The following is a 23,715-nucleotide window of genomic DNA, read 5'->3' on the forward strand; positions in this document are numbered from 1 at the left end:
ATTCTTTGTGTTGTTTATCCCGGCCGAAAGGCCGATAATAGCCCGTAAATTAGATATAGATAACCCATTGAGATGAGCGAATATCTCCTCCTATTGGTCGGCACAGTGCTGGTCAACAACTTTGTATTAGTTAAATTTCTCGGCCTCTGCCCCTTCATGGGGGTCTCGAGTAAGTTGGAATCGGCTATCGGCATGTCGATGGCGACCACCTTCGTGCTCACCCTTGCCTCTATCTTAAGCTATCTGGTCGACACCTATCTGTTGACCCCTTTCGATCTCAGCTATCTGCGCACCATGGCCTTTATCTTGGTTATCGCCGTCGTGGTGCAATTTACCGAGATGCTGGTACAGAAGACCAGCGCCGCCCTGCACAGGGCTCTGGGTATCTATCTGCCGCTGATCACCACCAACTGCGCCGTACTGGGTGTAGCCCTGCTCAACGTCAACGAAAAACACGACTTTATCGAGTCGGCCATCTATGGTTTTGGCGCGGCGGTCGGTTTCTCCATCGTCTTGATCCTCTTCTCCGCCATGCGTGAGCGCCTCGCCGCAGCCGATGTTCCAGCGCCATTCAAGGGCGGCGCCATCGCCATGATCACCGCAGGCCTGATGTCTCTGGCATTCATGGGCTTCACAGGTTTGGTTAATTAAGCATGAGCCAAGTTATTATTGCCATTATCCTATTAGGATTACTCGCCCTCGCTTTCGGGGCGCTGCTGGGTTACGCCGCCGAAAAATTTAAGGTCGAAGGCGATCCCATTATCGACCAAGCCGAGGCACTACTGCCGCAAACCCAATGTGGCCAATGCGGCTACCCAGGCTGCCGTCCCTACGCCGAGGCGATCGCCAACGGCGAGAAGATCAACAAGTGTCCACCGGGCGGTACCGCCACCATGGAGAAACTTGCCGAGTTGATGGGCGTCGACCCAGAGCCACTTACCGCCAGCGCCGAGACCCAGGTAAAAAAGGTCGCCTTCATTCGCGAGGCCGAATGTATCGGCTGCACTAAATGTATTCAAGCCTGTCCGGTCGATGCCATCCTAGGCACAGGCAAACAGATGCACACGGTTATCACAGACTACTGCACCGGTTGCGATCTGTGTGTCGAGCCTTGCCCTGTAGACTGTATCGACATGATCCCCGTTGCCGAGACACTGCAAAACTGGAGCTGGCAGCTCAATGCCATACCCGTGGTCAATATTAGCGAGGAATCTAAGTGTTAACCTTGTTAGAACAGATAGATAAAGGCACACTCTGGCGTATCCCCGGCGGTATTCACCCACCCGAACATAAAACGCTTTCCAACCAGAGCAAGATAAGCCGCTTGCCCCTTGCGGACCACTACCTCATTCCTGTCCCGGGCGTCGGCGAAAACTGCACATTAGCCGTGAAAGTCGGCGACACTGTCACCAAGGGACAGCCCCTGACCCTGGGCGAAGGCTTTCGCCATCTGCCGGTGCACGCCCCTGTCTCAGGCAAAGTCGTCGCCATCGAAGAGCGTGCCAGCAACCACGCCTCTGCACTCCCCGTGCTCACCTGCGTGATTGAAAACGATCATCAGGAAAAGTGGATCGAAAGCGTTCACGCGCCACTGAGCCTTGAACAAGTGGCTGAGATGGACAACGACGCCATCATTAGGCGGATTCAGTCGGCCGGCATAGCGGGCCTTGGCGGCGCCGCCTTCCCAACTCATATCAAGCTGAAACCGGTTAGCGAGATTGAACTGCTGATCATCAACGGCGTCGAGTGTGAACCCTATATCACCTCGGACGACAAGCTGATGCAGGAAAGCTGCGATGAGATAGTCCGCGGCATAGAGATAGTCCATCAATTACTCAGCCCGAAACGCATCATTGTCGCCATCGAAGACAATAAACCAGAGGCCATCGAGCAGATGGGCCATGCGCTTAACCGCAGCCAGCTGCCGAGTCACTGCGCGCGAGTGAGCAAGATCCCCACGCTCTATCCGTCGGGCGGCGAAAAGCAACTTATCCAGATCCTCACAGGACAAGAGGTGCCATCGGGCGCCATTCCGGCCAACCTGGGCATTCTGGTACAAAACGTGGGTACAGCCTACAGCATAGCCCAGGCAGTCTATCGCAACATGCCGCTGGTCGAGCGCGTGGTGACTCTGACAGGCCAAAATATCGCCAAACCCGGCAACTACTGGGTCCCTATCGGCACGCCAGTCGAGCACCTGCTAGAGGTGGGTCAGTTTAGGGGCGATGCTAATGCCCCGGTGATCATCGGCGGTCCCATGATGGGCTACATGCTGCCGAATGTGGCGGCGCCTATCACCAAGGGCACCAACTGTGTCCTGATGCCGAGTGAGCAAGAGGTTGCACCGCCGAGTCCGGAGCAGCCCTGCATCCGCTGCGGCGAGTGTGCCCAGGCTTGTCCGGCGCAGCTGCTGCCTCAGCAACTGTTTTGGCATGCCAAGGCCCAGGAATATGACAAGGCCGCCAGCTACAATCTGCGCGACTGCATCGAATGTGGCTGCTGCAGTTATGTCTGCCCCAGCGACATTCCACTAGTGGAATACTATCGCGTCGCCAAATCTGCACTGCGCCAAGAGGCGGAAGAGAAGAAACAGGCGGAGCTTGCCAAGCAGAGATTCGATTCCCGCACCCTGCGTCTCGAGCAGGAGAAACTGGCGCGTGAAGAGAAAGCCAAACAGGCGGCCGAGCGTCGCAAGGCGCAGATGACTGGCTCTGATAAAGATGCCGTCGCCGCCGCCATGGCAAGAATCCAGGCCAAGAAAGCCGCAGAGGCACAAGCCTCAGCAGGCGCTACAACAGAGCAGCCACAAGACAAGGTCGCCGCCGCTATCGCGAGAGCTAAGGCTAAGAAAGCGGCCCAGAAAGCTTCCAGCGAAACAGAAACTGAGACGACCGAGCAGCCAGCATCACAAGTCACGGGTGCCGACAATAGCGAATCGGCCGCTCTGAGTCAGAAAGAGAAAGTGGCCGCCGCCATCGCCAGAGCCAAGGCGAAGAAGGCCGCACAAGACACGAGCGATACCACTGAAGCAAGCCAAGCGCCCGCTCAGCAAGGTGCTGAGACTGCGCCATTAAGCCAGAAAGAGAAGGTCGCGGCGGCAATCGCCCGCGCCAAGGCCAAGAAAGCCGCTCAAGCAGGCTCTAACGAGCAGCAAACCGCGACTGTTGAGCACAGCGACGAGCCAGTTGAGCGCAGCGGCAAACCAGTTAAGCCAAGCGAAAGCCAGAGTGCTAGCACAGATGATGCCGAAGGCACCGAGAAGGCCGATGCTGCGGCAGCTAAGAAGGCAAAAATTGCCGCCGCCGTCGCTAACGCTAAAGCCAAGAAGGCACAGCAAGCCGGATCAGGACTAGAGCCAAAAGCGGAAGCCGCAACTGATGCAGAGCCAGCTAAAGCGGTACAGGTACAAGCTGAAGCGATAGACAATGCAGAGGCCAACAGTCCTGAAGCGATCAAGAAAGCCAAGATAGCCGCGGCGGTCGCTAAGGCGAAAGCCAGAAAGACACACCAGGCCGGATCAGGCGATGAGCCAAAAGCGGAAGTCACAACTGATGCAGAGCCAGCTAAAGCTGCACCTGTACAAGCAGAAGCGATCGACGATGCAGAGGCCAACAGTCCTGAAGCCATCAAGAAGGCAAAGATAGCCGCCGCTGTCGCCAAGGCCAAGGCGAAAAAGGCCGCTCAGGCAAACGCAAGTGATGAGCAACTCGCGCCAAGTGAAAGCCAGACCGATATCGAAGACTTTGCCGATACCGAAGACTTTGCCGATACCAGCAGCCCAGAGGCCATCAAGAAGGCAAAAATTGCCGCCGCTGTCGCCAAGGCCAAGGCGAAGAAGCAGGCTAAGGCCGAGGCAGAGACCCCAAACAATGAGCACAAGGATTAATCATGGCATTTAAGTTGGCCTCATCGCCACACCTATCCACCAAGGCACAAACCCGTGGCCTGATGTTTAAGGTCATGCTGTGCGCCCTGCCCGGCGCGCTGGCCCAGTGCTACTTTTTCGGTTGGGGAACCCTGATCCAGATAGCCTTGGCTATTGCCATCGCAGTGGCCACAGAGGCGGCGGTACTAAAGTTACGTGCGCGTCCCGTGGGCAAGACCATCAGTGACAACAGCGCGGGCCTTACTGGCCTGCTCATAGGTGTGGCGATTCCTGCCCTGGCACCTTGGTGGATTGCGGCCATAGGCGTAGTCTTTGCCATCTTAGTGGTCAAGCAGCTCTACGGCGGCCTTGGCAACAACATCTTCAACCCGGCCATGGCGGCCTATGTGATGCTGCTGATCTCCTTCCCGGTGCAGATGACCACCTGGGTCGCCCCAAGCGGCGCTGCCCTGCATGACCTGGGGCTTATGCAGAGCCTGAGCATCATCTTCCAAGGCGCCGACGCCGAGCTGATCCTCGCCTATCGCGCCGGCATAGACGGCGTGACCATGGCCACGCCTCTCGATGCGGTGAAGACAGGCCTCTCCACCGGCCTGACCCTGGATGAGATTTTAACTAAGGCCAGCTTTAGCGACGGCTTTGGCATCGGCTGGGCGGTGATAAACCTGGCCTATCTGGCTGGCGGTCTGGTGATGCTCAAGCTTAAGCTGATCCGCTGGCAGATAAGCACCGCCATCCTGGCAAGTTTGTTTGTCTGCGCCAGCATAGGTTATCTGCTGAGCCCTGATACCCACATGGGCCCCTTGCTGCATCTGTTTTCCGGCGCCACCATGTTAGCGGCCTTCTTTATCGCAACCGATCCTGTGACCGCGGCGACCAGTACCCGCGGCCGACTGATCTTCGGTGCCCTGATCGGTCTCCTGGTCTATCTGATCCGCAGTTTCGGCGGCTATCCCGATGCCTTTGCCTTTGCCGTGCTGCTGGCAAACCTGTGCGCGCCCTTTATCGATTATTATGTCAAACCCCGAGCCTACGGCCACAGAGCAAGCCGCTAAGCCCACGGCAGGAGTATGAAGTGAAACGTTCTATCGTCAAAAATGCTAGCTTACTGGGATTATTCGCCCTCCTGTGTACCGCCTTGGTGGCCCTGGTTAACCAGTTCACCTTCGAGCGGATCAAGCAGCAGCAAGATCTCGAGCTAATGCGCACCCTGCATCAGATCATCCCTGATGAGATGCACGACAACGCGCTTATTGAGCACTGCATCCTGATCCAGGACGCCGATGTGCTGGGCATAGATGAGCCTCTGCCCGCCTACATCGCCAGCCATGGTGGTGAGCCGGTAGCCATCGCCATGGAGACCGTCGCACCGGACGGCTACAACGGTCAGATTAAGCTGATCGTCGCCATCGATGCCAAGGGCGAGGTTTTAGGGGTGCGTACGCTCAACCATAACGAGACGCCGGGCCTTGGGGATAAGATAGATCTGCGTAAGTCTTCCTGGGTACTGGGCTTTAAGGGTCACAGTATTCAGGGCGAGCAAGATAAGCGCTGGGCGGTGAAGAAAGATGGCGGTCAGTTTGATCAGTTTACCGGCGCCACCATCACGCCAAGGGCCTATGTCGGCGCCGTCAAGCGCACCCTGGCCTATTTCAATGCCAACCAGCAGACCCTGTTAAACCGCCCTGCCAACTGTGAGGTCCAGTATGAGTAACTATCGTGATATCGCCTGGCAAGGGCTATGGAAGAATAACCCGGGCCTGGTACAGCTCCTGGGCCTGTGCCCGCTGCTGGCGGTCACCGCTACCCTGACCAATGCCATAGGCCTTGGCTTAGCGACACTTGTGGTGCTGGTGGGCTCCAACGTGCTCGTCTCCCTGGTGAGAGAGTTTGTGCCCAAAGAGATCCGCATACCCGTATTTGTGATGATCATCGCCGCGTTGGTGACCTGCGTGCAGCTGCTGATCAACGCTTATGCCTATGGCCTCTACCTGTCTTTGGGGATCTTCCTGCCGCTTATCGTCACCAACTGTGTCATCATTGGCCGCGCCGAGGCCTTCGCCTCACGCAACAGCGTGGTTAAGGCGGCGTTCGATGGCCTGATGATGGGACTGGGCTTCACCCTGGTGCTCATGCTGTTAGGCGCTTGCCGCGAGATCTTGGGCCAGGGCACACTGTTTGACGGTGCCGATCTGCTGCTTGGCGACTGGGCTAAAGGGCTAACGATTCATCTCTGGCAGGTGGATACCAACTTCCTGCTGGCCATGCTGCCGCCCGGCGCCTTTATCGCCATGGGCTTTCTTATCGCCATCAAGAACATGATCGACAAGCAGCTCGAGGCGCGTAAACCCGCCTTAGAGGCCGCACCAGCCGTCACCCGCGCACGCATTACCAAGGTGAGTTAAGTTATGAATACCGAGAAGCGCCGCAAGATCCTGGAGATCTTTCGCGACAACAACCCTAAGCCAGAAACCGAGCTTAACTTCTCCTCTCCCTTCGAGCTGCTGGTTGCCGTCACCCTGTCGGCCCAGGCCACGGACGTGAGCGTCAACAAGGCCACCGACAAGTTATTTCCCGTCGCAAATACCGCCCAAGCCATCTATGACCTAGGCGTCGAGGGGCTCAAAGACTATATCAAGACCATAGGCCTGTATAACAACAAGGCGATCAACGTCATCAAGGCGTGCGAGATCTTGCTGGAGAAGCACGGCGGCGAGGTGCCCGAAGATAGAGAGGCACTCGAAGCCCTGCCTGGCGTGGGTCGTAAGACGGCCAACGTAGTATTAAACACCGCCTTCGGCTGGCCGACCATTGCCGTCGATACCCATATCTTTCGCGTCGCCAACCGCACCAAGTTTGCCATGGGCAAGAATGTGGATCAGGTGGAGCAGAAGATGTTAAAGGTGGTACCGGCCGAGTTTAAGGTAGATGTGCACCACTGGTTTATTCTTCACGGGCGTTATACCTGTGTCGCCCGCAAACCAAGATGCGGCAGTTGTGTGATTGAAGAGCACTGCGAGTTTAAAGAGAAGGTCTATCCAGACGAATAGGCGTTCAGGCTTGAGCTGATTCTAGAACTAATACTTGAGCAAACACTTAAGCAAACTCTTGAATAAAAATAAGCTCTCAAAGATAAAAAGCCGCAGATGCGGCTTTTATCAGACTCAGTAGCGAGGGTTCGCTGCTGAGCTATACCAATCACGGTAAGTAAGTGATCAGAAATAGCACGGGAAAAACGTTCAAGAACAAGGCAGCATTTTTTGATAAGTAGTTATTCTACAATCACAAATGGTAACACCGTTATCGGACGTTTTAACACGCTAGAGTGATCAGTTATTTACTACGATTGGTATCAAAACATACAGACAAAAAACACAGATAGAAACAGTGCTATGGTGGCCGTTAATCCCAGGGCCATTTTCAATTCGTTTGGCATCGACAACTCCTCTAGTAACCAAGCTCAATTATCTCAGCCATCCGGGTTAACACCAGTGACATCACCCCATTCTGTGACAGTGATCATGGCGATTTACGCCTGTTATTCCCAGGCTGTTATTGAGCAAGCAAACCGATAGCGCAGATTTAAATGGCGGATAAATAAGGTATACTTGGGCCTAGCATTCCCCTAAAAAGAGGTCCTTATGGCACAACTTTTACACACCATGCTGAGGGTCGGCGATCTCGATCGTAGCATACATTTTTACACCGAGATCCTGGGCATGAAGCTACTGCGCAAGTCCGAGAATCCAGAATACCGCTATACCCTGGCCTTCGTTGGTTTCGACGAAGAGGCGACTGGCGCCGCTGTGGTCGAGCTCACCTACAACTGGGATACGGACAAGTATGATCTCGGCACCGGCTTTGGTCATCTGGCGATCGGCGAAGAGGATATCTACAGCCGCTGCGCCGCCATCGAAGCCGCCGGTGGTAAGGTGACCCGTCAGCCTGGCCCCGTTGCCGGTGGCACGACTGAGATAGCCTTCGTAGAAGACCCTGATGGCTACAAGATTGAGTTCATTCAGATGAGATCTGCCCAGCATGGCTTAGGCTAATTTTGGTACTCGCATAAAAAAAGCGCCCTAGGGCGCTTTTTTATTTTCAACTACTCGTTAGAACTTAACGGTTACACCGCCGTAGATCTGACGACCGATAGTGTCGTAAACCTCAGGCACTGTGCCTGCCTCGTTACCACTTGCCACCATCACAGGCTTCTCGTCGGTGAAGTTCTTCACGCCCAAGCTTGCCGTAATGCTGTCGTTGATGTGGTACATACCCGAGATGTTGTGGTACAGCACTGAATCAACTGTGTCACCATAGTTGATGTCATCCATCTCACCGATAAAGCGGTTAGAGTACATCAGACTCCAGTCACCCTGGCCGGCCTTCACGCTGAAGTTGTTCTTCACCTTAGCGTAACCACCGAACATGCCGCCGATAGTGCCAGTGTAGTCGATGCCATCCTGTTCAAACTCGAGCAGGTAAGTCAGATCGTTGCTGATGCTCCAGTCCAGACCCAGGCCTTCGAAACGGTAAGCCAAGTTAAAGTCGATACCACTTGTGTCTTGATAACCCACGTTGGTCAACGGGTTAGTCAGGTTCTCCAGGTTACCGTCAGGGGTAACACCGAAGGTTTCACAAGCTGTAGTATCACCGGCGTGACAAGCATTCAGACCAGCTTGAACGTCCAGACGCGAAATGGCGTCTTTGATCTTGAAGCGCCAGTAGTCCAACGTCAGTGACATACCGTCGATATAGCTTGGCGAGTAGACCAGACCAGCTGTGTAAGACTCTGAAGACTCAGCCTTCAGATCGGGATCTGAAGTGTAGTTCACCAGGATCTGTGGGTCTTGCTCGTTGCCCCAAGGATCGTCCAGGTAATCGTATGACCCCACGTTACCACCGAACAACTCGCTCACGTTTGGCGCACGGAAACCGGTTGCCGCTACAGCGCGAAGCATAAGATCGTCGGTCGCCTCATAGGTCAAGCCTATCTTCCAAGTTGATGCGTTACCAAAAGTTGAGTAGTCATCGAAACGCAGCGCAAATTCACCGGTCAGCTTGTCGGTGAAAGGTACGCTCACCTCTTGATAGACGGACACCACGCTGTAGCTACCATCGGTAGGGTCTTGCTGTGCTGCTGTACCTTCACCGGCGACGATCACTGGATCTGGATTGTAGTAACCACTGTCATGGCGATACTCGGCGCCAATCGCATACGCTACTGGGCCCGCTTCCAGGTCGAAGGCTTCGCCACTGATCACGCCGGAGACGATGTGCTGCTCGTTACCACCGGTAGTGCTTTCCAGGTAGCTGATGTCGTCGACGATAGCTTGAGACAGTGGGTCACCGCTGAACCAGGCATCCTGGTTGTCATAGACAGACTGCGCCATGTTCTTAGCGTTGATTGAGTTGTGCACCCAGGTCTCTGCCTTGTTCTTACCATAGGTGTAGGAAAGATCCCAGGCGATGCCTGTGTGAACATCGAATTCACCGGCCAGACCCGCTGAGACACGCAGGGTGTCAGTGTCTTGCTCATAGATACGGTTACCCGCATCTGTCGTTCTTCTGCGATATTCGACGCGGCCTTGGTCGTCAGGCGTGATGCCACCGGCAACCATCTCGTCGGTTAGCGTGATGCAGTTACCTGTTGAAGTTGGTGTGCACACATCTAACATCACAGAGGCTGGCTGAGCCGCCATCATCTGCTCAGATTGACGCTTGGTATAAAGCAGATCGCCGGTAAAGACGATTTCGTTCGCAAACTCTTGGGTCGCATTGGCGAAGAAGCTGTAACGCTCGTTAGGTGTCTGTAGCCAGCTGTCCTGGGTATAGTCATAACCTTCGGTTCGATCGACCCAGTTACCGTTCTCGTCTTGTACCTTGCCGCCTAATGAGCCGGTTGGGATGAAGCTACTGGCGCCCTTCTCGACCCAGTCGCGATCTTTTTGCATCACGCCACCACGGTCTGAGTAAGCCACACCAAAGGTATAGTTACCACCGTCTGTGTTGAAGCCGTAAAGTGCGCTGATCTCAACGTTTTCGCCGTCGCCCTTGTCGGTCGCGCCGCCATTGATGTCCAGCTGGAAGCCTTCAAAATCTTTCTTGGTGATGATGTTCACCACACCGGCAATGGCGTCAGAACCATAAACCGCTGAGGCACCGTCTTTCAAGATCTCCACACGGGCGATCATCGCCACAGGGATAGTGTTCAGATCCACTGCACTGTCGGCGCCCGAACCTGAGTTCACCATGCGGCGGCCATTTAACAGCACTAGCGTACGGCTTGCGCCCATACCACGTAGATCCACCTGGGCGACACCGTCGGCACCATTGTTAGTGGTAGAGCCTACTGCCATACCCGCCATGGCCGGTTGCGCCTGTAGGATCTCATCGACCGAGTTGTAACCCTCGGCGCGAATGGCACTGGCGTCGATAACGGTAACAGGTGAAGCCGTTTCCATGTCTTGACGTTGAATGCGTGAACCCGTTACCGCGATACGTTCAAAAGAGGCACTTTCTTCGGCAGCAACTGCATTGTTGGCAACAAAATATCCGCTGGTCGACACTGTCGCAATTAAACTTAATTTAACTGCCGCAGCTAATCTGCTTGTTTTAATCATGTAGGTCTACTCCCTAATTCAATTTTTATTCGGCGCCGTTCTTTTATTTATTCAACGCTCGATTCGATACTCTCCTTTCACCCCAAATGCGTCAATCCACCAATTCATTAACCAATGAAAAATAAAAGTTAATACAAAGTATTATTTAAGTAACAACGCAAGTTTAATATTTCACCCCAGAGAGTGAATAAGCATTCACCTGGTTTAATTAACTAGAAAATTTGTTCCGAGCCAGTGTTTTCCTCCGCAAGAGTTGCAACACAATCACAACGCACACAAAAGACAAAAGTGTGATCACCATCACAAATTAACAGTCTAAACACTTGTTTCAATCTGGCGTTTTTACGCCGCAGGCACATAAACACGCCACCATTAACAAATCCGCCGACCTGGGCCTTAAATGAATAAGGATGCTGAGCGATGATTAGACTTGCTTGTTACAATATTTTACAAGCGCGGAGAAAAGCAGCGTTAGTTAACTTATCTCTCTACCTAGTTTCCATCCCGCCCAATTAAATCAATTACTGACTTAACGCATTTAATCTTAAGGAGTAACTAAGTGCAGAGTTAATAAAGCGGATATAAATCAAGCTTCAATTTAAATACACTCAATCTTTGTGGAGAATTAACACAATCACTAACAAGTAGGCTTATTAAATTATATAAGTGTAACGCTTTGTATCTTTTATTCCCTTAACATGAACTCTTTTAGCTTAAATTTTAAACGAAAGGATTCTGAAATAGGATTCAGAATAGCTAGACAGCAACCGACTCGAATCATCGACCTGATTGCATAGAAATTCGAATGCGTCCCTAGCAACGACAGCGCGACAGCCGCAAGATCATAACGCTCACGGCACACTCATGAAGACGTTATATTAGCGCCTTAGATTAAAGGCTTTGATTGAAGGCTTTGATTGAAGGTGTTGATTGAAAGCTTTGATTAAATGTTCAGACAGGGAGGTACTGGGTAGACAGCAAAGCAATCGTATGTCGAGCCAGTTGGTGACAACAAAAAAGCGCGGCCTCTCGACCACGCTGTTTAACGCTCAACTCACTAATGTGAAAGATAATAGCCGTTCGTCTAGTGATTATTCCGGCTGGATCAGGTTGAAGTGCTGATAGGCTCTGGCTGTCGCAATACGACCCCTTGGGGTGCGCTGGATGAAGCCTTGCTGGATCAGGAAGGGTTCGAGCACATCTTCAATAGTCTCACGCTCTTCGCCGATGGCCGCGGCCAGGTTATCCAGACCCACAGGGCCGCCCATAAACTTATCTATGATAGCCAGCAACAGCTTGCGATCCATATAATCGAAGCCTTCGACATCCACATCCAGCATATCCAAAGCGCTCTCGGCGACCACCTTGTTGACCTCGCCATCGTGCTTCACCTCGGCGTAGTCACGCACCCGTCTAAGCAAACGGTTAGCGATACGCGGCGTGCCGCGAGAACGTCTGGCAACCTCTACCGCGCCTTCTTGATCGATCGGCAACTCAAGCACCTTGGCCGAGCGCGTGACGATACTGCTAAGATCTTTGACGTTATAGAACTCGAGACGCAGGGGGATGCCAAAACGGGCACGCAGCGGCGATGTCAGTGCGCCGGCACGAGTGGTGGCGCCAATCAGGGTGAAAGGAGGCAGCTCTAGCTTAATGGAGCGCGCCGCCGGGCCCTCGCCTATCATGATATCCAGCTGATAGTCTTCCATCGCCGGGTAGAGGATCTCCTCCACCACAGGGCTTAGTCTGTGGATCTCGTCGATAAAGAGCACATCACCTGCCTCGAGATTGGTAAGCAGGGCCGCGAGATCCCCCGCCTTCTCCAGCACAGGGCCCGAGGTGGACTTGATGTTAACCCCCATCTCGTTGGCGACGATCATGGCGAGCGTGGTCTTACCCAGACCTGGTGGTCCGTAGATCAACATATGATCCAGGGCCTCGCCGCGCTTCTGCGCCGCCTCGATAAACACCTTAAGCTGGGCCCTGGCATCGTCCTGGCCCGTGTACTCATCCAGCAGCTTAGGACGCATCGCCCTATCTATCTGCTCGTCCCGCTCCTCTGTGCCTTGGGGCTGGGCGTGAACTAACCTATCGGCTTCAATCATCTATTTCTCACTCTGAGCGCTAGAGCATCGATTTCAGCGATGCCTTGATCAAGGTTTCTGAATCCATGCCCTCTTCGAAGACACTGGACACCGCCTTACTGGCCTGTGCCGGCTTATATCCTAACGCCAAAAGCGCCGAGATGGCATCTTCTTCCGCGGTGTTGACCACAGGTGCAGGAGTATAGTTAGACTGCAACACAAACTCGCGCTCATTGCCATGGGAGGCTTCCATCAGGCTCTTGAGCTTATCGCGCATCTCAACCAGCAAACGCTCGGCAGTCTTCTTGCCGACACCCGGCAGCTTAACCAAGGTTGCGATATCGTCATGCTCGACGCATTTCACAAATTCGCCCGCCGTCATGCCAGAGAGAATGGTCAGTGCCAGCTTAGGACCGACGCCATTGGTCTTGATCAGCAGCCTGAACAGCGCCCTCTCCTGCTTGGTGATGAAGCCATACAGCAGCTGGGCATCTTCACGCACCACGAAGTGGGTGTAGATCACCGCCTCTTGGTTTAAATCTGGCAGTTCATAAAAACTGGTGAGCGGCATCTGCACCTCATAGCCGACACCGCCAGTTTCAATCAGCACCTCGGGCGCTTGCTTCTCGACGAGTAATCCCCGTAAACGACCTATCATCTATATCTTCCGTAAGTTCTCGCGCTAGCCTTACCGCCCATGGCGATCAGGCTCTGATATGTGTGGAAATGGCACAGGGCAACGCCTAACGCATCGGCCGCATCGGCCTGCGGCGCCGCCGGCAACTTGAGGATCTGTTGCACCATGTGCTGTACCTGACTCTTCTGCGCCCGTCCCGTGCCTACCACGGCATTCTTGATCTGGGTCGCCGAATATTCGGCCACCGGCAATTGAGCATTGGTGGCGGCGACGATGGCCGCCCCGCGCGCCTGGCCGAGCTTTAACGCCGAATCGGCATTCTTAGCCAGAAACACCCGCTCGATAGCAAATTCATCCGGCTGGTATTGGCGAATGATCTCGCTTATCCCATCGAAAATTACCTTGAGACGGGAAGGCAGATCATCGGATTGGGTACGAATACAGCCGCTGCCCAGGTAGATCTGCTGCCTGCCCTGGCACTGGATCACCCCATAGCCTGTGATCCGCGAGCCGGGATCCACCCCCAAGATTATCGGCATACTCTGCCTATTCGAGGCTGGCTAAGATCTCATCTGAGATCTCGGCGTTATGATAGACCTCTTGTACATCGTCGTGATCTTCAAGGTTATCGATGAGGCGCAGAAATTTAGGCGCCGTCTCAGCATCCAGCTCTGCCTTAGTCGATGGCACCATGGTCACCTCGGCGTTAACCGCCTCGAGACCGGCTGCATCCAATGCATCCTTAACCGTACCAAAGGCCTCAGGCGTGGTGTAGACATCGATAGAGGTATCATCATTGGTCACCACATCCTCGGCGCCGGCGTCTAGCGCCGCGTCCATGATGGTGTCTTCATCGCTGCCTTCGGCGTAAGAGATCACGCCACGCTTCTCAAACAGATAGGCTACAGAACCATCCGTGCCCAGGTTACCGCCCGACTTGCTAAAGGCGTTACGTACGCCAGAGACGGTGCGGTTACGGTTGTCTGTCATGGTCTCGACCATCACGGCGGTGCCGCCCGGACCATAACCTTCATACATGATGGTTTCCAGCACCTGACCATCGAGCTCACCGGCGCCTCGCTTGATGGCGCGCTCGACCGTGTCACGGGTCATGTTATTTGACAGCGCCTTATCGATTGCTGCCCTGAGTCTCGGGTTTGAATCGGGATCCGAGCCGCCTTCTCTGGCCGCTACCGTGAGTTCGCGAATGAATTTGGTGAAGAGTTTACCGCGTTTGGCGTCTTGTGCCGCCTTGCGGTGCTTGATGTTGGCCCATTTACTGTGACCGGCCATAGGGACTCCTTATTCGAGTTTGCCTCGAAAAAGCCGAGCAAGATGCTCGGCTTATTGGTTCAATCTTGCTTTATTCCTGCTCTTTTTTCGCTTCTACTACGCTGACCCCGAGCTCCTCGAGCTGTACAGGGTTAGCAAAGCCAGGGGCATTGGTGAGCGGACAGGCTGCCGTGGTGGTCTTAGGGAAGGCCATCACGTCACGAATCGAGCTGGCACCTGTCATCAGCATCACCATACGGTCGAGGCCGAATGCCAAACCTGCGTGTGGCGGCGTACCATACTTGAGGGCCTCGAGCAGGAAGCCAAACTTCTCTTGGGCTTCCTCGTCGTTAATCCCCAGAATTCTGAACACGGCCGACTGCATCTCTGCGTCGTAGATACGTACCGAGCCACCGCCCAGTTCACAACCGTTAAGTACCATGTCATAGGCATCAGAGATGGCCGCCGTAGGATCCGCTTCCAGCTCGGCTGGCGTGATACCACTCGGCGCGGTGAACGGATGGTGCATGGCATGCAGGCCACCGTCAGAGGTGCGCTCGAACATTGGGAAGTCAACCACCCATAGTGGTTTCCAGTCGCCTTGTAGCAGGTCGAAATCTTCACCTACCTTGAGACGCAGCGCGCCCATGGCTTCGGCCACTATGTTCGCCTTGTCGGCGCCGAACAGGATAAGGTCACCGTTGGCCGCACCTGTGCGCTCCAGGATCTCCTTAACCACCTCTTCGCTTAAGAACTTAAGCACTGGCGACTGAATGCCTTCCAGGCCTTTCTCCAGCTCGTTGACCTTCATCCATGCCAAGCCTTTGGCGCCATAGATGTTGACATACTTGCCATATTCATCAAGCTGCTTACGTGACAGGCTAGCACCGCCCGGCACACACAGCACGGCAACACGGCCTTCACTGTCGTTGGCTGGCTCCTGGAACACCTTGAAGTCGACATCTTTAACCAGGTCGGCTACATCGACCAGCTCCAGCGGGTTACGCAGATCTGGTTTGTCTGAGCCGTAACGGCGCATCGCTTCGGCGAAGGTCATCTTAGGGAACTCGCCCAGGTCGACGTTTAGCAGCTCTTTAAACAGGCCGCGTACCATCTCTTCAGTCTTGTCCATCACCTGCGCTGAGGTCATGAAAGAGGTTTCGATATCGATCTGGGTAAATTCAGGCTGACGGTCGGCGCGTAAGTCTTCGTCGCGGAAACATTTCACGATCTGGTAATAACGGTCGAAGCCAGACATCATCAGCAGCTGCTTAAACAGCTGTGGTGACTGTGGCAGCGCGAAGAACTGGCCCTTGTAGGTACGGCTAGGCACCAGATAGTCCCTGGCACCCTCTGGGGTTGCCTTGGTCAGAATTGGGGTCTCGATATCGAGGAAACCATTGCCGTCGAGGAAACGACGCACGGCGCTGGTCACCTTAGAGCGGAAGATGATGCGCTCGGCCATCTCTGGGCGACGCAGATCCAGGTAGCGATACTTCAGACGCTGCTCTTCGGTGTTGTGTTGATTTTTGTCCATGTTGATCGGCAGTGCCGGTGCGCTGTTGAGTATGGTCAGGGCCTTACCCAGCACCTCAATCTCACCTGTGCGCATCTGGTCGTTGATCTGGCTGTCTGGACGCGCGCGTACCAGGCCTTTCACCTGAACACAGAACTCGCTGCGCAGTGTGCTGGCGACATCGAATACCTCTGGCAGATCAGGATCATATACTACCTGAATCACGCCTTCACGGTCGCGCAAATCCAGAAAAACCACGCCGCCGAGATCGCGACTACGGTTAACCCAACCTACGAGAGTAACTTCTTCCCCAACATGAGACCGATTAACGTCTCCACAATAATGACTGCGCATCTAACACTTTCCTTTCATCCGTCAAGGCCGTGCTTGAGGATATTCAATACATGACAAAAGCGGCATTATAGTGAAATATTGCCGATTTCAAAACAACTTCATCCGCTTAAAATGAAGTAAACCTTTGGGTTGGATAAATATCCATCAAATCCTGAACTGGGGTCACAGATCAGGCGCTCTGGTAACAGCGCCCGCCCTGTTTCACCGCCCGCGACATCAGCTTGTCGGCGGTCTTGAGTAGCTCCACCACAGTATCGCCATCGCTTGGGAACATGGCCACCCCTATGCTGACCGATAGTGCCACATCTAGGCCGTTGATCGCAAAGGGGGCGCTAAAGCCACCGACTATGCCATCGGCCACTTGGCACACGGTATCGAGATCTTTGCTGCGATTAAGCACCATCACAAATTCGTTGCCGCCGAAACGCGCCAGGGTATCAGACTTACGCACCGCCGATTTAAGGCGCTGCGCGCCCTTGGCCAGTACCCTGTCGCCCACCTGATGGCCATAGGTCTGGTTGATCTCACGCAGGTTATCAAAGCTGATAAAGAGTACGGCAAAGGGCTGCATCTCGCGGCGATGTAAGAGCACAGACTGCTGCAATCTGTCATCGAGCAGGCTGCGATTCGGCAAGCCGGTGAGTGCATCGAACTGCCCAGCCCGGGTCAGCTCATGGGCAAGCTCCTTGGCGGCCGCCAGGCGGCTACGCTGAGCGCGCCAGATAAGATAGACAAACACCACAAAGCTGAGTAACGCCAGAAGATAGAAGGCACTCTGATAGTTCACCCAGGCCCTCCAACTGCTAGGTTCTTCTTTTACCCAGTGCTGATAGATTTCCTCTTGCCGCTCTGGGGTGATCTGGGCGATGGCCTGATCCCACAGAGGCACCAGCGCAGCAAACTTAGGGTTCAGGGCGAAATGGCTCTGCTGCTGGGAAAAGTCCGCCAGCACAGACATCTTAAGTGCCTTGTAGTCTGACTCCTTAAGCACCATAGCCATGTTGATCACCTTCTCGATGAAGGCATCGGCCTTGCCTTGGGCCACCGCATCGACACCGGCGCGGCTGTTGGGCACAATCACCAGCTCGATTCCCAGCGCCTTGTTCATCAGATTGGCGATGAGATGATACCCCTCGACGATCGCCAGACGCTTACCACTCATCTGACTCAGGTTAAACACAGTCACTTGGCTAAGGTTGGTTACCAAGCCCCAGGGGGATGGCCAATATGGGGTGGTAAAGATCATCTCCCGCTCACGCTCTGGGGTATGGGCGACGCTGCCGACCATATCGATGTCACCCTGTTTAAGCGCCTCTAGCAGACTGCTCCAGCGATCAAATGGCACACCCTCTATGGTTAAGCCCAGCTGCTCTGCGACCCAGTGGCTGATCTCGCTGTTGATCCCCATAAACTCACCGGACGGCCCCTGATACTCCATGGGCGCCCAGGCAGCAAGGTAGCCCACTTTAAGCGTACCCAAGCTATCCAGATAACGGCGCTGCTCCTCAGTGATAGCGAGCGGATTAAGCAGAGACTGCACGCTCCTGTCGTCTCTATCCAAGATCCATTTATTCTCTATGGCAGCGAGCTCGGCGTTGCTGATCAGACGAAAGCCCGCCGCGATACGCTGAGCCAGTCCCTTGTCCTCGTTGCGGGTCAAGGCATAGATGTCTGTGGTGAAGGCCAGTTTGCGATACTGGTGAAAGTCAGACCAGGATTCGGCGCGCAGCAGATAGTGCTGGGTCCAAGCCGATGCCGCCACGAAGGCGGCGATATGCCCCTGCTGGGCGGCTTGGATCATCTGAGTCACATCGGTATAGAGCTTGAGCTCGGAATTTGGCAGCGCCTGCTTGAGTTTATCCAGATAAGGCGCGGTGGGCACGGCGCCGACACGCTTACCCTTTAACTCATCCAGGCTATTGATCGCCTTACCATAACTGAACAGACGACTCTTGACCTGATAGGTGCGCCACGCACGGGTGAGATTGGTCTTCATGGTGTCGCTCTCTGGATACCCCACATGGATATCGGCGCGGTGAAACTTGAGTTCATCCAGGCCATCTTCCATAGCGGCGGGGCGAAACTCCACCTCTATGCCCGTCTTCTTAGACCAGAGCTTCCAGATATCGATATAGAGACCGTGTGGCTCGCCGTCACCGCCGGTATCGACAAACGGTTGGATACCTGTCGTGGTGGCAATCACTAAGGTGTTGGCATCATGGCTAAAACCTAGCCAACGCTTGTCTATCTCGGCGCGGCTGGTTTGGCTCAAGCGGTCAAAGCCGCGGTTGATCTCTGTGATAAGATCCAGCCGTCCCTTGCTGACGGCGGGCACCAGCGCCGTCTTCTTGATAAGCAGTCGATTATCCAGGGGAAACTCTTCCAGGACGGCGCGGCTAACGGCGTTATCCTTTAAGTAGCCTTCCATGCCGGCGAAGACATCGACCTCGCCTGCCACCACGCCACGGAGCAGTTCGGCGCGGCTATTGTAGTAGCGGTAACTCAAACCATTAACTTGCTGATTGAGAATGGACTCATGGGATGAGCCGGTCACTATGCCGATACGATAGGGCTGGAGATCGCTAAAACTCTTCTTACCCTTTAGCGTGTTGCGCACATAGAGATAGGTACTGACATAGGCGATGGGCGCCGCGAAATCGAAATCTTTATCCCGCTCCTTGGTGATCCCAAGGCCGATATGGATATCGGCATCCCCCAGCGCCAGCTGTTTCAAGGAGTCCTGCCAATGACGGGCAACAAATACAACGGGCACCTGAGTCTGAGACGACCACTCACGCCAGAGATCCACCAAGACCCCCTTGACATCGCCATTCTCATCGACGAACTGATAAGGGTAGCTGTCCTCCCCCATGACCAAGACTAGCGGGGTTTGCTGCTCTTCTGCAGACACCTGAAAACTAAGCATTAGACTCAGCGCCAACGCGGCAGTTCCCAGCACAAAACGGGCCATCATAAGCGGCGCAAAGACTATGCATGGCGACAGGAGGCGTCGCCAGGCAACATAGGCCGAAGCAAAAGAGTGTAGTGGTGTCAAAGGTAGGTCCCAGTTTCTATTATCATTTTTATATCAAGCCAAGCTATCACTTGTTCTAAAAACAGTCCCTTATAAAAAGGGCTTATAAAATGCAGCTTATATTACAAGCTGGCTACAAAAAATAACCTTAGCATCTCTGCGTCGAGCGCAAAGTCACCGCGCTGTAAAATATATGTTGTTATTAGGATATTAGACAGAATTTTATTCCTAATTACCAGTACCAGACTTGCTGCGAACTGTTATCATTAGCTAGAATGAAATATTGAATTTACTCAAAAAACTCTGATGAACTCAACTCAAGATACTATTTACGCACAGGCCTGTGAACATATCAGTGACTTTCAATTCGACGATAGAGTCGCAGGCGTCTTTAGCGATATGATCCGCCGTTCTGTTCCCGGCTATGGACAGATCATCAACACCCTGGGCGATTTCGCCGACAAATGTGTCACCCCCAATAGCAAGATATATGATTTGGGCTGCTCCTTAGGTGCGGCCACCCTGAGTGTGCGTCGCCGCATCGAAGGTCGCGGATGTGAGATCATCGCCGTCGACAACAGCGAATCTATGATCGAGCGCTGTAAACAGAACCTTAGCGCCTATGTCAGCGAAACCCCGGTCGACCTTATCTGCGCCGATATTCGCGATATCGAGATCCAAGATGCCTCCATGGTCATCTTAAACTTCACCATGCAGTTTTTGGCCCCAGAAGACAGACAGACGCTGATCGCCAAGATCTATCAGGGGCTCAAGCCCGGCGGCATTCTGGTGCTGTCAGAAAAATTAGTGTTCGAAGATGAGCCGGTGCAGCATCTGCTGGATGAGCTGCACCTCGACTTTAAGCGCGCCAACGGCTATAGCGAGCTTGAGATCAGCCAAAAGCGCAGCTCGCTCGAGCATGTAATGAAACCTGACACCCTCCCTCAGCATCAGCAACGGCTTAAAGCCCAGGGCTTTAGCCATTTCAGCGTCTGGTTCCAATGTTTTAATTTCGCATCTATGGTGGCCATCAAGTGATCAGCTTCAGCTCCTTTTATCAACAAATTGCCGACTCCAATCTTCAACATTGGTTAGAAGAGCTGCCGGCGATCCTCGGCCAGTGGCAACGTGAACATAAGCATGGCAACCTACCCAAGTGGGAGAAGGTGCTCAATAAGTTGCACTATCCTGCGCCGGACAGAATCGATTTCACCACTAAGGTAGAGGTCGGCAGCGGCGAGCAGCTCAGCAAGGGCCAGCAGGAAAAACTCAAGAACCTGCTTAAACTCTTCTGCCCCTGGCGCAAGGGCCCCTTCGATCTACATGGCATCCATATCGACACCGAGTGGCGCTCAGATTGGAAGTGGGAGCGAGTTCAGCCCCATATCTCACCACTGAAGAATCGCACCGTGCTGGATGTCGGCTGTGGCAGCGGCTATCACATGTGGCGTATGCTGGGTGACGGCGCTAAACGCGTCGTGGGTATCGACCCCTCGCCGCTGTTTCTGTGTCAATTTGAAGCGGTAAAACGCCTGGCGGGCAATGATCACCCAGTGCATCTGCTGCCTCTGGGCATAGAGCAGCTACCGCCACTGGATGCCTTCGACACCGTCTTCTCCATGGGCGTGCTATATCACAGACGCTCCCCCATAGATCACCTGCTGCAACTGAGGGATCAACTGAGAACCGGCGGTGAACTCGTCCTCGAGACCTTAGTGGTCGATGGCGATGAAAATACCGTACTGGTCCCAGGGGAGCGCTACGGCAAGATGAACAATGTCTGGTTCCTGCCGTCGGCCAAGGCGCTGGAAGCCTGGCTAAAGAAGGCGGATTTTGTCGATGTTCGCTGCGTCGATATCGATGTGACTTCACTTGCAGAGCAGCGCAGCACAGAATGGATGCCTAATGAGTCCTTGGTGGACTACCTGGATCCTAACGATGTCAGCCTGACGGTTGAGGGGTATCCGGCGCCCAAACGCGCCACTTTTATCGCCGTTAAGAATCAACCTAACAAAGATTTGGTTTAAACAAAAATAGTAAACGGGAAGCACTATGTTAAAACAGATGACCACTCTCGCCTTAGTAACCAGCCTGGTAGGCTGCGCGGCCACCCAAGATCCTAAGCAGCCCGCGCCTGTCGATGTCGACACCTTCAATGCGAGCCTGAGCGAGCAGAAGAGCGAGCTAGTCACCCTGATAAGCACCAGCCAAAGAGAGCAGCAGGCGGCGCTGACTTCCCTGTCTGCCCAGCTGGAGCAGCTGTCCAAGCAAGTGGCGGCCGTCAAGTCCCAACCCGAGAAGCAGGTGGTACAGGTTCCTATGCAGTGTGACCCGTCCCCTATCGGTGACAAGTTTATCCTGGGCGCGGTTGAACACGTCTATATCGATGAGATCAAGGCAGGCTTCGAGACCCGTATCGATACCGGCGCTGAATCTTCATCCCTCGATGCCCACAACATCATACTGTTCGAGCGTAATGGCAAGCAGTGGGTACGCTTCGATGTCTTCACTCAAGGCGTCGATAAGCCATCACAGACCTTCGAGTCAAAGGTCGAGCGCTTCGTGCGCATCAAGCAAGATGCAGAAGATAAGAATGACAGACGCCCGGTGATCCATGCCCATCTACAGATTGGCAATTACAAGGCGGAAACCGATCTTAACCTGGTCGATCGTAGTCACCTCGACTATCAGCTGCTGCTGGGACGTAAGTTTATGCAAGACATTGCCGTCGTCGATGTAGGACAGACTTTTGTGCACGGTAAGAACAATCCATCAAAAACAGCCAAATAATAGGATGTAAATTCGATGCACTCTAAAAAACCTTTTTATATCTTAGTGGCCCTGCTGTTTATCGCCGGCATTGCCGCCAGCGTCTATCGCGGCATAGAACACAATGTCCCCTTCCTCCCAGGCGAGCAGGTACAGAGCTGGGCCGTGGATGCCAAGGTGAGCTTCCAGGGCACCGGCGAACCTGCCGAGGTGACCTTCTCACTGCCCAAGGATCCTGCCTTTGAGATCTTAGCGGAAAACGCCACCTCACCAGGCTACGGCTTGTCAGCCAAAGAGGATGACACAGGCCGTCAGGTCACCTGGTCGACCCGCGAGGCGATTGGTCAGCAAGATCTCTACTATAAGGTGACACTAGTACCGACCGGCAAGAATGAGATCCCGGCCGACAAAGAACCCGACGCGCCGCAGGCCTACAACTGGCCTGCCACAGAGAAGGCCGCTGCCGAGCAGGTGATGAGCGAGATCTGGTCGCGCAGCGCCACTAACCTGTCGTTTGCGCAGCAGCTTAACAAGAGCTTCAACGCCACCGAGCGTAGCCAGAACCTTGAACTACTTCTGACCAGTAACTCCCGCGCCGAACTGTTTATCCGCATGCTCAACAGCAAAGGGATCCCGGCGAAGAAGGTCAGCGGTCTGTTTTTAGAAGATCAACGTCGTCGTCAGCAGCTGACCAACTATGTTGAGGTCTATCATCAGGGTCAGTGGATCATCTTCAATCCCAACGATGGTACCCAGGGACGCCCTGACAACCTGCTCATCTGGGATAGAACCGCCAAGTCGACCCTGGACGTAGTAGGCGGGGTTAACTCTCAGGTTAACTTCTCCATGTTGCAAGACACCCGCTCGGCACTCGCCACCTCTATCGACATGCTGAAGAACAAGAATGCCTTGGACTTCTCCCTTTATCAGCTACCGCTGGAAGAGCAGAGCCTGTTTAAGGGTATCTTGCTGATCCCTATCGGCGTGCTTATGGTGGTGTTCCTACGGGTGATTATCGGCATCAAGACCTCGGGTACCTTCATGCCCGTGCTGATCGCCCTGGCCTTTATTCAGACAACCCTGCTGACCGGCCTTGTCGGCTTCCTGCTGATCGTCGCCTTCGGTTTAATGATCCGCTCCTATCTGTCGGATCTCAACCTCTTGCTGATCTCGCGGATCTCGGCGGTGATCATTGTGGTGATCGGCATCATAGGCCTGTTTACCCTGCTCTCTTATAAGTTCGGTTTGAGCGAGGGTCTCACCATCACCTTCTTCCCGATGATCATCCTGGCATGGACCATCGAACGTATGTCGATTCTCTGGGAAGAGGAAGGCGCCAAAGAGGTAATGGTTCAGGGCGGCGGCAGCCTGTTTGTTGCCACCTTAGCCTACCTGGCCATGAGCGCTACCTGGGTACAACACTGGGTATTTAACTTCCTGGGTATCCACCTGGTGATCCTGGCAACTGTACTCCTGATGGGCCAATACACAGGTTATAAGTTATTGGAACTTAGACGCTTTAGACCTTTAGCGGGAGAATAAC

19 protein-coding genes are annotated in these 23,715 nt (G+C 54.1%); 12 read left to right on the forward strand and 7 right to left on the reverse strand.

The features are described 5' to 3' along the window. The first annotated feature begins 72 nt into the window (after positions 1–72). The 8 genes from rsxA (at position 73) to gloA (ending at position 7,938) form a co-directional block, all read left to right on the forward strand. Complete coding sequence (gene rsxA, locus K0I31_RS10830) at positions 73–651, forward strand: electron transport complex subunit RsxA (RefSeq protein WP_011865864.1); 579 nt, start codon at positions 73–75, stop codon at positions 649–651. Positions 652–653: 2 nt separating this feature from the next. Further along, positions 654–1,223: an electron transport complex subunit RsxB gene (rsxB, locus tag K0I31_RS10835; protein ID WP_144204256.1), complete on the forward strand. Its 570-nt coding sequence runs from the start codon at positions 654–656 to the stop codon at positions 1,221–1,223. Then, entirely contained in the window at positions 1,217–3,886 is a 2,670-nt protein-coding gene (gene rsxC / locus K0I31_RS10840) for an electron transport complex subunit RsxC (protein WP_220078373.1), read from the forward strand. Before rsxB ends, rsxC begins: the two co-directional genes overlap by 7 nt. A 2-nt stretch (positions 3,887–3,888) precedes the next feature. Continuing rightward, positions 3,889–4,941 carry an electron transport complex subunit RsxD gene (rsxD, locus tag K0I31_RS10845; RefSeq protein ID WP_220078374.1) on the forward strand — a complete coding sequence of 351 codons (1,053 nt, stop codon included), beginning with the start codon at positions 3,889–3,891 and terminating at the stop codon, positions 4,939–4,941. A gap of 20 nt (positions 4,942–4,961) precedes the next feature. Beyond that, entirely contained in the window at positions 4,962–5,600 is a 639-nt protein-coding gene (gene rsxG, locus K0I31_RS10850) for an electron transport complex subunit RsxG (protein ID WP_220078375.1), read from the forward strand. Further along, entirely contained in the window at positions 5,593–6,291 is a 699-nt protein-coding gene (locus K0I31_RS10855; RefSeq protein WP_011865869.1) for an electron transport complex subunit E, read from the forward strand. Before rsxG ends, K0I31_RS10855 begins: the two co-directional genes overlap by 8 nt. Before the next feature lie 3 nt (positions 6,292–6,294). After that, positions 6,295–6,936, forward strand: a complete 642-nt coding sequence (gene nth / locus K0I31_RS10860; RefSeq protein WP_220078376.1) for an endonuclease III — start codon at positions 6,295–6,297, stop codon at positions 6,934–6,936. A gap of 591 nt (positions 6,937–7,527) precedes the next feature. Further along, a complete protein-coding gene (gene gloA / locus K0I31_RS10865) occupies positions 7,528–7,938 on the forward strand; it encodes a lactoylglutathione lyase (protein ID WP_220060682.1) in 411 nt (136 codons plus the stop codon). A gap of 57 nt (positions 7,939–7,995) precedes the next feature. Here gloA and K0I31_RS10870 read toward each other — a convergent pair whose 3' ends face one another. From K0I31_RS10870 to K0I31_RS10900, 7 genes are all read right to left on the reverse strand, one after another. Then, the gene (locus K0I31_RS10870; protein ID WP_220078377.1) at positions 7,996–10,506 is read right to left on the reverse strand and encodes a TonB-dependent receptor plug domain-containing protein; all 2,511 of its coding nucleotides are present in this window, start codon (positions 10,504–10,506) and stop codon (positions 7,996–7,998) included. A gap of 1,091 nt (positions 10,507–11,597) precedes the next feature. After that, positions 11,598–12,611 carry a Holliday junction branch migration DNA helicase RuvB gene (gene ruvB / locus K0I31_RS10875; protein ID WP_220042533.1) on the reverse strand — a complete coding sequence of 338 codons (1,014 nt, stop codon included), beginning with the start codon at positions 12,609–12,611 and terminating at the stop codon, positions 11,598–11,600. 19 nt (positions 12,612–12,630) lie between these two features. Continuing rightward, the gene (gene ruvA / locus K0I31_RS10880) at positions 12,631–13,248 is read right to left on the reverse strand and encodes a Holliday junction branch migration protein RuvA (RefSeq protein ID WP_220060679.1); all 618 of its coding nucleotides are present in this window, start codon (positions 13,246–13,248) and stop codon (positions 12,631–12,633) included. Next, positions 13,245–13,766, reverse strand: a complete 522-nt coding sequence (ruvC, locus tag K0I31_RS10885) for a crossover junction endodeoxyribonuclease RuvC (protein WP_220042535.1) — start codon at positions 13,764–13,766, stop codon at positions 13,245–13,247. The genes ruvA and ruvC overlap by 4 nt, the downstream gene beginning before the upstream one ends. Before the next feature lie 7 nt (positions 13,767–13,773). Then, complete coding sequence (locus K0I31_RS10890) at positions 13,774–14,520, reverse strand: YebC/PmpR family DNA-binding transcriptional regulator (protein ID WP_220060678.1); 747 nt, start codon at positions 14,518–14,520, stop codon at positions 13,774–13,776. Between the two features lie 70 nt (positions 14,521–14,590). After that, entirely contained in the window at positions 14,591–16,369 is a 1,779-nt protein-coding gene (gene aspS / locus K0I31_RS10895; protein WP_220078378.1) for an aspartate--tRNA ligase, read from the reverse strand. A 169-nt stretch (positions 16,370–16,538) separates the two neighbouring features. Then, positions 16,539–19,343 (reverse strand): transporter substrate-binding domain-containing protein, encoded by a 2,805-nt coding sequence (locus K0I31_RS10900; protein WP_220078379.1) that lies wholly within the window; start codon positions 19,341–19,343, stop codon positions 16,539–16,541. Positions 19,344–19,709: 366 nt separating this feature from the next. Between K0I31_RS10900 and cmoA the strand changes: the two genes are divergently transcribed. From cmoA to K0I31_RS10920, 4 genes are read left to right on the forward strand one after another with little or no spacing between them, the layout of a single operon-like run. Beyond that, the gene (cmoA, locus tag K0I31_RS10905) at positions 19,710–20,441 is read left to right on the forward strand and encodes a carboxy-S-adenosyl-L-methionine synthase CmoA (protein WP_011865879.1); all 732 of its coding nucleotides are present in this window, start codon (positions 19,710–19,712) and stop codon (positions 20,439–20,441) included. Then, entirely contained in the window at positions 20,438–21,430 is a 993-nt protein-coding gene (gene cmoB, locus K0I31_RS10910; RefSeq protein ID WP_220071534.1) for a tRNA 5-methoxyuridine(34)/uridine 5-oxyacetic acid(34) synthase CmoB, read from the forward strand. Before cmoA ends, cmoB begins: the two co-directional genes overlap by 4 nt. 25 nt (positions 21,431–21,455) lie before the next feature. Further along, on the forward strand, positions 21,456–22,193 hold the full coding sequence (locus K0I31_RS10915; protein ID WP_220078380.1) for an ATP-dependent zinc protease family protein: 738 nt from the start codon (positions 21,456–21,458) through the stop codon (positions 22,191–22,193). A 15-nt stretch (positions 22,194–22,208) separates the two neighbouring features. After that, complete coding sequence (locus tag K0I31_RS10920; protein ID WP_220078381.1) at positions 22,209–23,714, forward strand: inactive transglutaminase family protein; 1,506 nt, start codon at positions 22,209–22,211, stop codon at positions 23,712–23,714. Position 23,715 lies beyond the last annotated feature (1 nt).

The sequence above is a fragment of the Shewanella spartinae genome (assembly GCF_019457555.1).
In the GTDB taxonomy this organism is placed as follows: domain Bacteria; phylum Pseudomonadota; class Gammaproteobacteria; order Enterobacterales; family Shewanellaceae; genus Shewanella; species Shewanella loihica.

Bases quoted from the DNA above. Each gene is read 5' to 3' on its own strand.
- K0I31_RS10890 (WP_220060678.1), bottom strand. From the start codon at position 14,520: ATGGCCGGTCACAGTAAATGGGCCAACATCAAGCACCGCAAGGCGGCA.
- K0I31_RS10900 (WP_220078379.1), bottom strand. From the start codon at position 19,343: ATGATGGCCCGTTTTGTGCTGGGAACTGCCGCGTTGGCGCTGAGTCTA.
- rsxA (WP_011865864.1), top strand. From the start codon at position 73: ATGAGCGAATATCTCCTCCTATTGGTCGGCACAGTGCTGGTCAACAAC.
- aspS (WP_220078378.1), bottom strand. From the start codon at position 16,369: ATGCGCAGTCATTATTGTGGAGACGTTAATCGGTCTCATGTTGGGGAA.
- rsxB (WP_144204256.1), top strand. From the start codon at position 654: ATGAGCCAAGTTATTATTGCCATTATCCTATTAGGATTACTCGCCCTC.
- ruvC (WP_220042535.1), bottom strand. From the start codon at position 13,766: ATGCCGATAATCTTGGGGGTGGATCCCGGCTCGCGGATCACAGGCTAT.
- K0I31_RS10870 (WP_220078377.1), bottom strand. From the start codon at position 10,506: ATGATTAAAACAAGCAGATTAGCTGCGGCAGTTAAATTAAGTTTAATT.
- K0I31_RS10915 (WP_220078380.1), top strand. From the start codon at position 21,456: ATGTTAAAACAGATGACCACTCTCGCCTTAGTAACCAGCCTGGTAGGC.
- K0I31_RS10855 (WP_011865869.1), top strand. From the start codon at position 5,593: ATGAGTAACTATCGTGATATCGCCTGGCAAGGGCTATGGAAGAATAAC.
- cmoA (WP_011865879.1), top strand. From the start codon at position 19,710: ATGAACTCAACTCAAGATACTATTTACGCACAGGCCTGTGAACATATC.
- ruvB (WP_220042533.1), bottom strand. From the start codon at position 12,611: ATGATTGAAGCCGATAGGTTAGTTCACGCCCAGCCCCAAGGCACAGAG.
- ruvA (WP_220060679.1), bottom strand. From the start codon at position 13,248: ATGATAGGTCGTTTACGGGGATTACTCGTCGAGAAGCAAGCGCCCGAG.
- rsxD (WP_220078374.1), top strand. From the start codon at position 3,889: ATGGCATTTAAGTTGGCCTCATCGCCACACCTATCCACCAAGGCACAA.
- K0I31_RS10920 (WP_220078381.1), top strand. From the start codon at position 22,209: ATGCACTCTAAAAAACCTTTTTATATCTTAGTGGCCCTGCTGTTTATC.
- gloA (WP_220060682.1), top strand. From the start codon at position 7,528: ATGGCACAACTTTTACACACCATGCTGAGGGTCGGCGATCTCGATCGT.
- nth (WP_220078376.1), top strand. From the start codon at position 6,295: ATGAATACCGAGAAGCGCCGCAAGATCCTGGAGATCTTTCGCGACAAC.